At 29.4% G+C, this 12,637-nt stretch carries 14 protein-coding genes; 5 read left to right on the top strand and 9 right to left on the bottom strand.

The features are described 5' to 3' along the window. Positions 1–55: 55 nt before the first annotated feature. Entirely contained in the window at positions 56–637 is a 582-nt protein-coding gene (locus ACH5BF_RS00325; RefSeq protein WP_423271963.1) for a nitroreductase family protein, read from the top strand. Here ACH5BF_RS00325 and ACH5BF_RS00320 read toward each other — a convergent pair. After that, positions 634–1,362, bottom strand: a complete 729-nt coding sequence (locus ACH5BF_RS00320) for an SIR2 family NAD-dependent protein deacylase (RefSeq protein ID WP_423271962.1) — start codon at positions 1,360–1,362, stop codon at positions 634–636. The two genes, ACH5BF_RS00325 and ACH5BF_RS00320, sit on opposite strands and share 4 nt — an antisense overlap. Before the next feature lie 70 nt (positions 1,363–1,432). Between ACH5BF_RS00320 and ACH5BF_RS00315 the strand changes: the two genes are divergently transcribed. Together ACH5BF_RS00315 and ACH5BF_RS00310 are read left to right on the top strand one after the other, a co-directional pair. Continuing rightward, positions 1,433–2,218, top strand: coding sequence for a substrate-binding periplasmic protein (locus ACH5BF_RS00315; protein ID WP_423271961.1), 786 nt, complete (start codon positions 1,433–1,435; stop codon positions 2,216–2,218). A 61-nt stretch (positions 2,219–2,279) separates the two neighbouring features. Then, positions 2,280–3,101: an SDR family NAD(P)-dependent oxidoreductase gene (locus tag ACH5BF_RS00310; protein WP_423271960.1), complete on the top strand. Its 822-nt coding sequence runs from the start codon at positions 2,280–2,282 to the stop codon at positions 3,099–3,101. A gap of 18 nt (positions 3,102–3,119) precedes the next feature. Here ACH5BF_RS00310 and ACH5BF_RS00305 read toward each other — a convergent pair whose 3' ends face one another. From ACH5BF_RS00305 to ACH5BF_RS00270, 8 genes are all read right to left on the bottom strand, one after another. After that, complete coding sequence (locus ACH5BF_RS00305; RefSeq protein ID WP_423271959.1) at positions 3,120–4,826, bottom strand: Na+/H+ antiporter NhaC family protein; 1,707 nt, start codon at positions 4,824–4,826, stop codon at positions 3,120–3,122. Positions 4,827–4,920: 94 nt separating this feature from the next. Beyond that, positions 4,921–5,568 carry a hypothetical protein gene (locus tag ACH5BF_RS00300; protein ID WP_423271958.1) on the bottom strand — a complete coding sequence of 216 codons (648 nt, stop codon included), beginning with the start codon at positions 5,566–5,568 and terminating at the stop codon, positions 4,921–4,923. A 90-nt stretch (positions 5,569–5,658) separates the two neighbouring features. After that, positions 5,659–6,936, bottom strand: a complete 1,278-nt coding sequence (locus tag ACH5BF_RS00295; RefSeq protein WP_423271957.1) for an FCSD flavin-binding domain-containing protein — start codon at positions 6,934–6,936, stop codon at positions 5,659–5,661. 10 nt (positions 6,937–6,946) lie between these two features. Beyond that, the gene (locus tag ACH5BF_RS00290) at positions 6,947–7,243 is read right to left on the bottom strand and encodes a c-type cytochrome (protein ID WP_423271955.1); all 297 of its coding nucleotides are present in this window, start codon (positions 7,241–7,243) and stop codon (positions 6,947–6,949) included. Between the two features lie 89 nt (positions 7,244–7,332). Continuing rightward, positions 7,333–8,133, bottom strand: coding sequence for an ABC transporter permease (locus tag ACH5BF_RS00285; RefSeq protein ID WP_423271954.1), 801 nt, complete (start codon positions 8,131–8,133; stop codon positions 7,333–7,335). Positions 8,134–8,136: 3 nt separating this feature from the next. Then, a complete protein-coding gene (gene rsmD / locus ACH5BF_RS00280; protein ID WP_423271952.1) occupies positions 8,137–8,736 on the bottom strand; it encodes a 16S rRNA (guanine(966)-N(2))-methyltransferase RsmD in 600 nt (199 codons plus the stop codon). A 21-nt stretch (positions 8,737–8,757) separates the two neighbouring features. Next, positions 8,758–10,302: a ribonuclease Y gene (gene rny, locus ACH5BF_RS00275; protein WP_423271951.1), complete on the bottom strand. Its 1,545-nt coding sequence runs from the start codon at positions 10,300–10,302 to the stop codon at positions 8,758–8,760. 10 nt (positions 10,303–10,312) lie between these two features. Next, a complete protein-coding gene (locus ACH5BF_RS00270) occupies positions 10,313–10,852 on the bottom strand; it encodes a 5-formyltetrahydrofolate cyclo-ligase (protein WP_423271950.1) in 540 nt (179 codons plus the stop codon). Between the two features lie 61 nt (positions 10,853–10,913). Here ACH5BF_RS00270 and ACH5BF_RS00265 point away from each other — a divergent pair, with 61 nt between their 5' ends. Further along, the gene (locus ACH5BF_RS00265) at positions 10,914–11,471 is read left to right on the top strand and encodes a TlpA family protein disulfide reductase (protein ID WP_423271949.1); all 558 of its coding nucleotides are present in this window, start codon (positions 10,914–10,916) and stop codon (positions 11,469–11,471) included. A gap of 245 nt (positions 11,472–11,716) precedes the next feature. Beyond that, complete coding sequence (ftsY, locus tag ACH5BF_RS00260; protein ID WP_423272439.1) at positions 11,717–12,625, top strand: signal recognition particle-docking protein FtsY; 909 nt, start codon at positions 11,717–11,719, stop codon at positions 12,623–12,625. Positions 12,626–12,637: the final 12 nt, after the last annotated feature.

Genomic DNA, 12,637 nt, shown 5'->3' with positions numbered 1-12,637 from the left:
ACCTATTTTTTTCATTTGGTATAATATCAAGAAATTAAAAAAAAGAGTTTAAAAAATGAACTACCAAGAATTAAAAACTTTAATCCAAAATGCAAGAACTACAAGAAGATTTATAAAAAACAAAAAGGTAACTATTGAAGATTTAAAAGAGCTTATAGATTTAGCTCGTATTACTTCAAGTGCTAAAAATATGCAACCTATAAAATATATCTTAGTTACAAAAGAAGATGATGTTCTAAAGTTAGCAAGAAGTGCTTCATGGGCAAGTCATTTAGAAGACTGGACACAAGGCGAAGAGGAAAGACCTAGTGCTTTTATCTTGATGTTAAATGACCAAATGATAGATGGTTTTCCTATGTTTGATGCTGGTGCTTCTTTTACAGCTATTAGTTTAGCTGCAAAAGCAAAAGGTTTAGCTACTGCACCTCTTGCTTCTATAGATAAAGAGTTATGTCGTAAACTTTTTGTTATTCCAGACTGTTATGATGTGATGATAGGTATAGCAGTAGGAGTAAGTGATGAAAAAATCAAACTAGTTGACACTAGTAACTTTGATACAAGTTATTACAGAGAATTAGATGAAACACATTGTGTTCCTAAAAGAGCTTTAGAACAAATCATTGCAGGGGAGTATTAAATCTCCCCATTTTTTATAAAATTTTCTATATCTTCTTCTATTTTTTTATAAGCTGTATTTGCATCTTCATAATAGATTTTAGTAAAACAATCCTCTACAATAGCTTCACTTTTTTCCAAATTATTTAAAATTGCAAAATCAGCATACTGAGTTAAAAAGCTAACATCAATTACATAACCACTAGTACCTATTACAACTAAAAGTCCACATCCATTTAAAGCTTCATACATTTTTTGATACATAGGAGCACTCTCACCAAAAAAAACTATATTTGGTCGCATTTTATTTCCACAAGATTTACAAGTACTATTTGATTCATCTTGGTTTTCATACTCTATATTTACTACTTCATCACAGTTCATACATCTAAGTTCTTTTAGGTATCCATGCAAATGCTTTACATCTTTACATTGGGCTTTTTCAAGTAAATCATCAACATTTTGAGTAATTATTTCTATTTTATCACTATACTTTTCTTTAAGCCTTGCACACATTTTATGAGCATTATTAGGAAGTTTATCTTTTATATCTTCTCTTCTTAAGTTATAAAATTTTATTGTATTATCATAATTCCAATCTAGACATCCAACATTACAAATATCTTTTATATCATGTTTTTCCCAAAGTCCATCTTCATCTCTAAAAGTAGATATTCCACTACTTGCACTAAGACCTGCTCCACTTAAAATCACTACTTTTTCATCCATATCAACTCTTTTTTCCATGTAAAATATTCTTAAAATAAGTATTATAATTGTATTATAAAGTATATTTTAAAAAGATAGGAGAAGTATTATGAAATCTATTTTTTCACACATTTTTTTATTACTTCTTTTTTCATATAGTTTAAATGCAACAGAGTTTAGAATTCTTACAAATGAAGAACCGCCAACAAACTATCTTGATAAAAACAATAAACTTACAGGTATTACAGTTGATGTAGTACAAGAGTTACTAAAAGAGTTAAATATCAAAACTGATATTGAGTTTATGACATGGGCAAGAGCTTTTACAATAGCTCAAAAAAATCCAAATATTGCACTATTTACTGCAGGAAAAACATCATATAGAATGCAGCAAGGTTTCTATTTTATTGGACCTGTTATTACAAAGAAACATATGCTTTACTCAAAAACTTCAAGAGATATAAATATAAATTCTTCACTTGATATAAAAACGAAAAATCTAAAAATTGCAGCAATGAGAGGAGACTGGAGAGCTAGGTATTTTAAAGATAAAGGTTTTGAAGTTTATGAAACTGCAAACCATGTACAAAATATAAAAAAACTTATGCTAGATAGAGTTGACTTATGGACTTCTTCTAATATTGAAGCTGCTTTTATTGCAAGAAAAGCAAATATCAATAGTAAAGATATAAAAGCTTCATATGAATTCCAAGAGATTCCTAGTTATATAATGCTTTCAAAACATACTTCAAAAGAGGATATAAGAAAGTGGGAAAAAGCCTTTTCCGATTTACAAAAAACAGACTTTTTTGAAAAGACTGCAAAAAAATGGAGTATGATTCTAAATATAGATTTAGAGTACTCAAAAAGCAAAGGTTTTTATAAAAAACAATAAAATTTTTATTTTGATATAATGTCCACTTTAAAATTGAATAGATTATAAAATAGGACAATAAATGCAAAATATTTTAATAACTGGCTGTTCTACTGGTATAGGGCTACAAACAGCAAAAACCTTAAAAGATAATGGATACAAAGTCTATGCAAGTGCTAGAAGTATTGAAGATGTGAATATATTAAAAAACTTAGGTTTTGATGCACTTAAAATAGATGTTACTAAAAAAGAAGAAATCACACAAGCTTTTGAATATATCATGCAAAAAGATAAAAAACTAGATGCAGTGTTTAACAACGCAGGTTATGGTCAACCAGGAGCAGTAGAAGATGTAAGTGTTGAAGCACTAAAAGAACAATTTGAGACAAACTTCTTTGGACTACATGAAGTTACTCTTCAAGCTATGAAGATTTTTAGAACTCAAGGATATGGAAAAGTTATTCAGCACTCATCAGTTTTAGGAATAATCTCACTAAAATTTAGAGGGGCTTACAATGCTTCAAAATATGCTATTGAAGGTTTAGCTGATACGATGAGACAAGAGGTTATGGGAACTGATATCTTTATTTCATCTATAAATACAGGTCCCGTTACTTCAAAGTTTAGAGAAAATGCTCTTAAAAAATTTAATAAAAATATAGATATAGAAAATAGTTTTTTCAAAGATACATACAAAAAAGAGTTAAAAGCTAGACTTGAAAATGATAAAGATAATACACCTTTTAATCTACCTGCTACATCAGTTGCAAATGTGATTTTAGAAATTATGAAAAGTAAAAATCCAAAGCCAAGATATTATGTAACAAAAGCTACATACATATTAGGCTTCTTCAAAAGAGTTTTATCTACAAGACTTTTAGATAAGCTTTTAAATAGAATCTAAAAGAAGAAAACTCTTCTTTTAGTTTGTGATATAAGGTTTCCCGTAAAATCTTATCACTAAGAATACTACAATCAATCCAAGAGGTAGTAAGTAGTATACTGGTACTCCAAACGCTGCTGGAATATATCCACAAATAACTGCAACAGAACCTACAAATAATGCGTACGGTAACTGTGTTGAGATGTGATCCATATGATTACAAGATGATGCCATTGACGATAAAATAGATGTATCAGAAATAGGAGAACAATGATCTCCAAAGATAGCACCTGTTAATACAGCCCCTACATTTAATACAATATAGTTATGTAACTCAGTTCCTTCTAAACCTGTATGAATACCAACTGCATTTGCTAAAGGAATAGTTAAAGGCATTAAAATTCCCATTGTTCCATAAGAAGTTCCCGTTGAAAAAGATATGATAGAACCCAAGATAAAAATCACCGTAGGTAAGATAAACTGAGGTGTACTATTTGATAAAAGTGTTACTAGATATTGTGCAGTTCCTAACTCTTTCATAACAGAAGATAAAGACCAAGCAAGTATTAAAATTACAGCTGTAATAACTAAAGCTTTAACACCATATACCCAAGTCTCAATTGCTTCATGTAATGAGAAGATCTTTTGTTGTAAACCCATACCAATAGCAACAAGTGAAGCCAATAAGGCAGCTTCAAAGATTACGATAGAAGCATCAGCAGCACCAAAAGCCTCTCTAATTGATGCAAAAGAGTACGGATTTGCTTCAACAGCTTTTAAAGTTTCACCTTCTAAACCTGAAACACCATTTATATAAAATCCTACAATAGAAACTACAATTAGCACAAAAATAGGAATAATTGCATTATAAATAGAGTAAGTAACTCCTTCTTTTGGCATCATAAATGAATTTTCTTGATTCATTAAAGTACTATCTGTTTTAGGATTTGTTAATTCACCTTTTTCATATGCTCTTTTTGAAGCTTTATACATAGGTCCAAAATCTCTAAGTGTAAAAGCAGTAAAGAAAACAAAAGCAAGCATTAAGATGTTATAAAATCTATAAGGAAGTGTTTCAACAAAAATTGCAAAGGCATTTACTTCTGGCTGTCCAATAGCCACATAAGCATCCTTAATAAGTGATAATTCATACCCAACCCAAGTAGAAATAAGTGCAAGACCAGCAATAGGTGCGGCAGTTGAGTCAATAATAAAGGCTAATTTTTCTCTAGCAACTTTTAGTTTATCAGTAACAGGTCTCATAATAGGACCAACAACTAGAGAGTTTGCATAGTCATCAAAAAAGATAAAAAATCCCATTACCCAAGTATAAAGTTGTGCAGTAGCTGGAGTTTTTGCTTTAGAAGCAAGTTTTATAGCAATAGCTCTTGGCCCTCCCATTTTTGTAATAACTGCAATCATACCACCAATTGTTAGAACTTGAAGAACAATACCTGCATTCCATGAATCAGCAAGCGAACCAACCATTTTTGATGACATATCAACTAAAGCATTAAAGAAAGTTGCGAAAATATTCGCTCCTGTAATATTTACCATAAAAGTTCCAGTAAATATTCCCATAAATAAAGAAAAGATTACATTTCTTGTTACAAATGCTAATATAATAGCAACTAACGGAGGAAGTAAGGTTAGAGCTCCAAATGTAACAGAATTATCTTTTGTATCTGCTAGTAAAGCTATAGGAAGAATAGCTACTAGTAAAAAAGTTTTTAAAAAACTAGTCAAAATAATCCTTTAATAAAAAATCAAAGCAAATATTATACTCTTAAATTTCTTTAAAGTTACAAAATAGTTACAATAAATTAGTTTTTTATAGTCTTTATTGTTGTTTCATACTTTCAATATGTTTGGAGATTAGGTTATTAATAGAACTATTTAAAAGTTCTAAAAATTTTGTTTTATTAATAAAAATATCTGTTAATCTATAAGTTTTTAAAGACACGTTTGTTTCATTTACTAAATCTTTTGAGTATAACTCTTCTCCATTTGTATTTACAATTCTAACTTGCATATAGATTTTCATATAAGCATCCTTTGTAAAAAAGCTCTCATCTATCTCATATCTTTTTACATAAAGATTTATAATTGTGTTAGCTCCAAAAGGAACATATCTGTGTTTGTAAAAACTATCTTGCTTTAATTGAGTTTTAAACCCTTCTTTTATAACTTCATCTAAAGAAATGTCAAACTTTTCTAATGCCATCTTAAAGTTTAAACCTTCACTATTTTTAATATCTGGTCTAACACTACTTCCAACATGAACACCTACATGCTTAGATACATATCCTCCAAACCCAAGATTTAAGGATACAGGAGATTTAACAGTTTTTGGTGGATTTGAAATCACTACATAGTCATTTAAAGATATTGATTTGATTTGTTTATTAAAACTTACTTGATTTTTTGATGAACAAGCTGTAAAAAAAGTAATTGTTAGTATTAAAATAGAGTATTTAAAAAAAGTCATAATAATCCTTATATTTATTTTTCATATTTTATCATAATAAATAAAAAGGATTATAAAGTATTAAAAGAAGAGAATTCTCTTCTTTTAAGTTTATCTGAAAACGTCAGCCATTTGGTTTTGATACCAAGCTACAGCATATTCTGCTTCTAAATTTCTAAAAGACATATCTGCATTACTTGGACTTAAACCACCAGCCCCTTCAACTTTTTCAATTTTATCTTCATGTGCTTCATAAACAGCAGCAACTGAGATACCATATTTTGGTCCTACTAAACTATAACAAGTATTTGCAAGTTTTGGAGGATTTACTACAGCTTGTTTTCTAAGAAGTCTTGAAATCTGTAAAGCTGCAATTTTTGCTTGTGAATTTGCTGAGAATCCAGATTTTGGCATTTTTGTAGCAATTGAAGCATCACCTATTACATGAACATTTTTAACAAGTCTTGATTCAAATGTCTTAGTATTTACAGGACACCAATCACCTTTTGTTAAACCAGAATCAAATGCTAACTGTCCTGCTTTTTGTGATGGAATATAGTTTAAAACATCTGCTTTAACTACTTCATCTTCTGTAGTAATCTCAAGTTTTTCTGGATTTACTTTTAGAACTTTACCACCAAATTCTGCACTTCTCCACTCAATCATATCACCATAAAGTCTTTCCCAACCCTCTTGAAATAAACCTTGTTTTGAGAATTTATTTTTTTGATCTAAAATTATAATCTTAGAGTTTGGTTTATGAGTTTTTAAATAGTGAGCAACTAATGAAATTCTTTCATATGGTCCAGGAGGACATCTAAATGGATTAGCAGGAGCTACCATAACATAAGTCCCACCATCTTGCATACCTTCAAGTTGTTGTCTTAAAAGTGTCGTTTGAGGTCCAGCTTTATATGCATGAGGTGCATACATTTCAGAACCTTCAACATAACCTTTTTCATATTTGAAGTCAATTCCTGGAGAAACAACTGCTCTATGATAAGGTATTACATCTCCATTTTCAAGTATTACACTATTAGTTGCACCATCAACTTTTTTAACTTTTGCATGGATAACTTTAATTTGATATTTACTCTCTAAAGTTTTATAATCATGCTTAATATACTCAATATCATTTAAACCTGCAATTACAGTATTCCCAAATGGACAAGTATAATAATCTTTATTTTGCTCAATTAAAATAACTTCAGTTTCAGGGCTAAATCTTTTTAGATATTTCGCAGCAGTAGCACCACCAAAACCACCACCTACAACAACAACTCTTTTTCTATCTTTTGGTAAAGAAACACTTGTTAAACTACTACAAGCAGTAAAAGAAAGTGCAATTGAACCAATAAGTAATTTATTAAAATTTCTTCTATTCATCATAACTTATCCTTTATCTCTTTACTTTTGAAAAATAGTAAGCTATTTGTTCTAGTTCAGCATCAGTAAAACCTTTAACATGCTTCTGCATCATAGTACCTTCTTTTTTACCATACTTGTAATCAAGTAAAGTTTGGTACATACTAGTTTTACCCATACCAGCAATATAAGGTGTAATCATTTTAGATTTACCATCTGTTCCATGACATGATGCACATGACAGTGACAACATTTTCCCTTGTAGTTCATCATACTCCACTCCAAATGATAAACTATAAAGAGACACAAGAATAACTGCTATCCTTTTCATCTTAACCCCTTTGTGCTTTTTATTTTGTTGAGTTTTTCACTCAACAATTAAATTATAAAATATAAACATAACAAAAAAATAGCATTTAACTATGTTTTTTGAATTTCTTTTTGATTTGCTTTTGATTGAAGATAATCAGAGATTTGCATTAGGCAAAAAGTGATTATAAAAATCATAAGACCTGGGAAGAAACTAACCCACCATGCGATATCTATAACAGCCTTCCCATCGCTAAGTAATGACCCCCAAGACATATCAGGTGGATTTATTCCTAAACCTAAAAAAGAAAGCCCTGATTCTGCTAATATAGACCCACCTACTCCAAAGGTAAATGAGATTAAAAATATTGGTGCTAATAATGGAGCAAAATATTTAAAAATAATTTTAAAAGTAGATACATTTGCAAGCTTTAATATCTTTATGAAAGGTCTATTGCTTATTGCAAAACTTTCACTTCTAATAAGTCTAGCCATTCCCATCCAACCTGTAATTGATATTACAATTATCAAAATAAGTGCAGATGCTTGAATATAAGAAACTAATGCCAAAAGTAAAAAGAAAGTTGGAAATGTTAGGAATAAATCAATTATTATTGTGATAGATTTATCAATATTTCCTTTAAAGTACCCTGCATTTATTCCAATAAAAAGACCTATTAAAGATGAAATTCCAGCTGCTAAAAAGCCAATAATTAATGAAGTTTGACCACCTTCTAAAACTCTTGCTAAAACATCTCTTCCTAATCTATCTGTACCAAAAAGATGTTCTAAAGAAGGGCCTTGAAGAATTTTATCAGGATTTAATTCATAAGGAGAAACAGTATAAATAAAAGGCAATAAAAATACTAATAGAATAGTTAAAATTAGTAAATATAAAGCCCCTTTAAACATATCTTAATTCTCATCCTTATATGAATAGTATGAAAGTGAACTTTTACCAAATTTCTTAGTTTTATTTAAAGCAAATTTACCTAAAACTTCTGGTATTTCTAAAGTTGAAACATGTTCTATTATAACAATATAAATATTGTCATTTTCAATCTCTTCAATCATTTTAAATGATTTTTTATAAATATCTTCCATCCCATCTCTATAATCAAATGGAGGATCAACATATAAAATAATCTCATCTTCTGAGTTTTTTAAACTATTTAAAATAGTTGGTGTTTGAACAAAAGTATCACCTTGCATTGTTTGACATGAGTTCATATCAAGTGATTTACAGTTTCTAACTAAAATATTATAAGAATTTTTATTCATCTCAACAAAATATGCTCTTTTTGCTTCTCTACTTAAAGCTTCTAAACCAATAGAACCTGAACCAGCAAATGATTCAACAAAAATTTTATCTATAATATCAAATTGTAAAACATTAAATAATGACTCTTTTAATCTAGCTTTTGAACTTCTTGTTACTTCTAATGAAGGAAGTTCTAAAGCTTTACCTTTATATTTTCCTGCAATAATTTTAGTTGTTGGTTTACTATTTTTCATTTTCTCTTTTTATTTTAAAATTTATCTAGCGTAAGATTCAGCTCTAATTTCTCTAATTACATTAACTTTAATTTCACCTGGATATTGAACTTTTTCTTCAATCTCTTGGGCAATTTCAGTTGCTAAAATCACAGCTTCATCATCATTTACAAGCTCTGCTTGAACTATAACTCTTACTTCTCTACCCGCATTAATTGCATAAGCATTTAATACACCAGTTTTTGAAGTTGATATTTTTTCAACCTCTTCTACTCTTTTTAGGAAGCTCTCTAAAACTTCTCTTCTTGCACCTGGTCTTGCTGCACTTAAAGCATCAGCAGCACATACAGCAGCACTTTCCACATTTATAGGCTCTTCATGTCCATGGTGAGCATAGATTGCATTTATAACTGTATCACACTCATCATATCTTTTACAAATTTCAGCACCTAAATGTACATGAGATCCAGGCATTTCATGAGTTAATGCTTTTCCAATATCATGTAAAAGACCTGCACGTCTAGCTAAAATAGCATCTCCACCCATTTGAGCTGCTAATAAACCAGAAAGGTGTGCTACTTCTAAAGTATGAGCTAAAGCATTTTGACCATAAGAAGCTCTATATCTTAACTTACCTACAAGTTTTATAAGCTCAGGATGCATTGATTTAATACCAAGTTCGATAACTACATCTTCACCCTCTTTTTGGATGTTTCTATCAAATTCAGCTTTTACATTTTTATAAACTTCTTCAATTCTTGCAGGCTGAATTCTTCCATCTTCTAATAACTCTTTGATAGTTTTTGTAGCAACTGCTCTTCTGTAAAGATTAAAAGAAGAAATAGTAATAGTATTTGGAGTATCATCAATGATAATATCAACCCCCATTAACATTTCAAGGGCTTTGATATTTCTTCCTTCTTTACCAATAATCTTTCCTTTTGTTTCTTCATCACTTAAAGGAATATTATTAATAAGTCTTTCAGCTGCAAATTCACCTGCATATCTTGTAACAGCATGAGATAACATATTGTTAATTTCATTTTTACAGTTTTGTTCTGCAAGTTTATATTTTTTTCTAAAGATAGAAGCAATTTTAGCTCTTGAATCTTCTTTTACTTTTTTTATCATTAAATCAGTAGCTTCATCTTCTGTAAGCCCAGAAGCATTTTCTAAAATCTTAATAGCTTCAGCTGTTTTTTCTTCATAAGTTTTCTTTTGCTTTTGAAGACCTTCTTTTAAAGTACTAAGTTTATTATTTTTCTCAACAATTTGAGCTTTTTCTTCTTTTATAGCATTTAACTCTTTTTCTAAATGCTCGTTTAATTCTTTCTCTTTTTTCTCAATTTTTGAAAGCATTGCATCATAATCTTTTTTTGCATTTTTAAACTCTCTATCACAATCATTTTTTGCTTTTAACTGTGCTTCTTTTAATGCAACTTCCGCTTCATGTTCAATCACTTTTGCTTTTGCTTTTGCTTGTTCAATAAAAACTTGAAGTTTAGCCTTATCAATTTTTCTTACTACAAAAGTACTTATAGCAGAACTAATAACAGCTACAACTCCCCCTACGATAATATATTCCATTTTTTAAACCTTAACTAGTAATTATATAATCTGCTTGAATATCGTGGTCTTCTGAGAGTATTTTATCGCTTTTACAAAGTGTCAATTGAGTAAAGACTATTGTTGGTTTGTATCCCAATCTATCAAAAAATCTATCATACATTCCTTTACCAAATCCAATACGCTTACCTATAGAATCAACCCCTACAACTGGAACTATAGCCATATCAATTTTTTGTGCTTTGAAAAAAGAATTATTTGGTTCTTTTATTCCAAACTTTTTTCCATGTAAAGGTAATCTATATTTAACAATTTTAAAACTATCTTCATGCATATATGGAACATAAATATTCTTATTTATATCTTTTCTTAATCTATTTATTAAAGGTTTTGTATCAACCTCTGTTCCTAAAGGTATATACAATAATATATTCTTTGCTTTACTCTTATCAATTAAGTTTTCTAACTTTCTAATAATTATTTTGTCTTTATAAAACTTTGAAAAACGACTCGAAAACTCTAATCTTTTAATACACGATTTTCTAAAATCACTTTTGTGATTTACATTCATATTTAAGCCTCACTTGGGTAAAATTCCAACCCAACAAATAATTTTACCCAAAGGAATTAAAATGCAGTTTAAAACCTTGGCATTTTTGTCTATTTTATCTATTTTATTCTTTACTGGTTGTAGTTCTGAAGAGAAAAAAACATCTGAAGTTACGCAAAAAGAAACAGTTAGTAAAAAGTCAAATACGATTAACCTTACGACAATTGATAATAAAACAATAACAATTTTAGATGAACAAAATAGTTACAAAATCAAAGAGTATCCTAATCAAATTGTACTATTAAACTTCTTTGCAACTTGGTGTCCACCATGTAAAGCAGAGATTCCAAATTTAATTACATTACAAGAAAAATACCAAGGTCAGTTCAAAGTTATTTCTGTTTTACTAGAAAAAGATAAAACAAATGAAGAAATATCTAAATTTGCAAAAGAGTTTAACATAAACTATGATGTTACAAACTCAACTGAAAACTTTAAACTGTCAGATAAAATAGGTCCTATAAAGTCTATTCCTACTATGTTTATGCTAGATAAAAATGGCGAAGTTTTTCAAAAATATGTGGGTATTGTTCCAGTTGAAATGATGGAACTTGATATAAATAAATTATTAAAGAAATAAAAAGGTAACTAATGTTTAGTTTTTTTAAAAAGAAGAAAAAAGAAGAACCTAAAAAAGAAGAAGAGCAACAACTTCAAGAAGTTCAAGAAAAAGAAGAAGCTCAAGAAGTAAAAGAAGAACAAACTGAGATTATTGAAAATGCAACTTCTAAAGAGGATGAAATAGTAAAAGATGAAACTATTGAAGAAAAAATAGTTGAATCTGTTCAAGAGATTCAAGAAGTTGAAGAAATAAAAGAAGAGCCTATTAAAGAGGAACCTAAGAAAGAAGAAAAGAAAAGCTTCTTTTCAAGAGCATTAGAAAAAACATTTGGAAATATCAAATCAGTAATTCCTCAAAAACAAGAAAAAATTGCATTTGAAGATATCGAAGAGATGCTTATTGAAGCAGATATGGAATACGAAATCATTGAAAAAGCAATGGATGGATTACCAGAAGAAATTACTAGAAAACAACTAAGACATAGATTAGTAATGTTATTTGAACACGCACCTGATGTTGATTTATCTAATCTTCCAAGACCATTTACAAGACTTATTATTGGAGTGAATGGTGCAGGTAAAACTACAACAATTGCAAAACTTGCAAATAGAGCTAAAAAGCAAGGTGAATCTGTAATTTTAGGAGCAGGAGATACATTTAGAGCTGCTGCTATTGAGCAACTTGCAACTTGGGCAGGAAAATTAGATGTACCGATTATTAAAACAAAACAAGGTCATGATTCATCTGCTGTTGCCTATGATACAATCTCATCTGCTGTTGCAAAAGGTATTGATAATGTAATTATTGATACAGCAGGTAGACTTCAAACACAAACAAACCTAAATAATGAGCTTAAAAAAATTGTAAAAGTTTGTGGCAAAGCACTAGATGGTGCACCTCATCAAAAACTTATGATTTTAGATGGTACACAAGGTAATACAGCAATTGCTCAAGCAAAAGCCTTCAATGAAATTGTTGGTATTGATGGAATTATTGTAACTAAACTTGATGGTACTGCAAAAGGTGGTGCATTGTTCTCTATCTCAAATCAACTTGAATTACCTATTTTCTTTGTTGGTATTGGTGAGAAACAAGATGACTTAATCGAATTTAGCCCTGATGCTTTTGTAGATAGTCTTTTAGATGAAATCTACACTCCAGAAGATAATTAAAGAGAAACTTCT

Origin of the sequence: Arcobacter pernae (assembly GCF_049472135.1) — a bacterium.
Taxonomy (GTDB): domain Bacteria; phylum Campylobacterota; class Campylobacteria; order Campylobacterales; family Arcobacteraceae; genus Arcobacter_B.
This window is presented reverse-complemented; position numbering and strand designations above follow the sequence as displayed.

Bases quoted from the DNA above. Each gene is read 5' to 3' on its own strand.
- ACH5BF_RS00315 (WP_423271961.1), top strand. From the start codon at position 1,433: ATGAAATCTATTTTTTCACACATTTTTTTATTACTTCTTTTTTCATAT.
- ACH5BF_RS00290 (WP_423271955.1), bottom strand. From the start codon at position 7,243: ATGAAAAGGATAGCAGTTATTCTTGTGTCTCTTTATAGTTTATCATTT.
- ACH5BF_RS00285 (WP_423271954.1), bottom strand. From the start codon at position 8,133: ATGTTTAAAGGGGCTTTATATTTACTAATTTTAACTATTCTATTAGTA.
- ACH5BF_RS00310 (WP_423271960.1), top strand. From the start codon at position 2,280: ATGCAAAATATTTTAATAACTGGCTGTTCTACTGGTATAGGGCTACAA.
- ACH5BF_RS00295 (WP_423271957.1), bottom strand. From the start codon at position 6,936: ATGATGAATAGAAGAAATTTTAATAAATTACTTATTGGTTCAATTGCA.
- ACH5BF_RS00300 (WP_423271958.1), bottom strand. From the start codon at position 5,568: ATGACTTTTTTTAAATACTCTATTTTAATACTAACAATTACTTTTTTT.
- ACH5BF_RS00325 (WP_423271963.1), top strand. From the start codon at position 56: ATGAACTACCAAGAATTAAAAACTTTAATCCAAAATGCAAGAACTACA.
- ACH5BF_RS00270 (WP_423271950.1), bottom strand. From the start codon at position 10,852: ATGAATGTAAATCACAAAAGTGATTTTAGAAAATCGTGTATTAAAAGA.
- rny (WP_423271951.1), bottom strand. From the start codon at position 10,302: ATGGAATATATTATCGTAGGGGGAGTTGTAGCTGTTATTAGTTCTGCT.
- ACH5BF_RS00265 (WP_423271949.1), top strand. From the start codon at position 10,914: ATGCAGTTTAAAACCTTGGCATTTTTGTCTATTTTATCTATTTTATTC.
- rsmD (WP_423271952.1), bottom strand. From the start codon at position 8,736: ATGAAAAATAGTAAACCAACAACTAAAATTATTGCAGGAAAATATAAA.
- ACH5BF_RS00320 (WP_423271962.1), bottom strand. From the start codon at position 1,362: ATGGAAAAAAGAGTTGATATGGATGAAAAAGTAGTGATTTTAAGTGGA.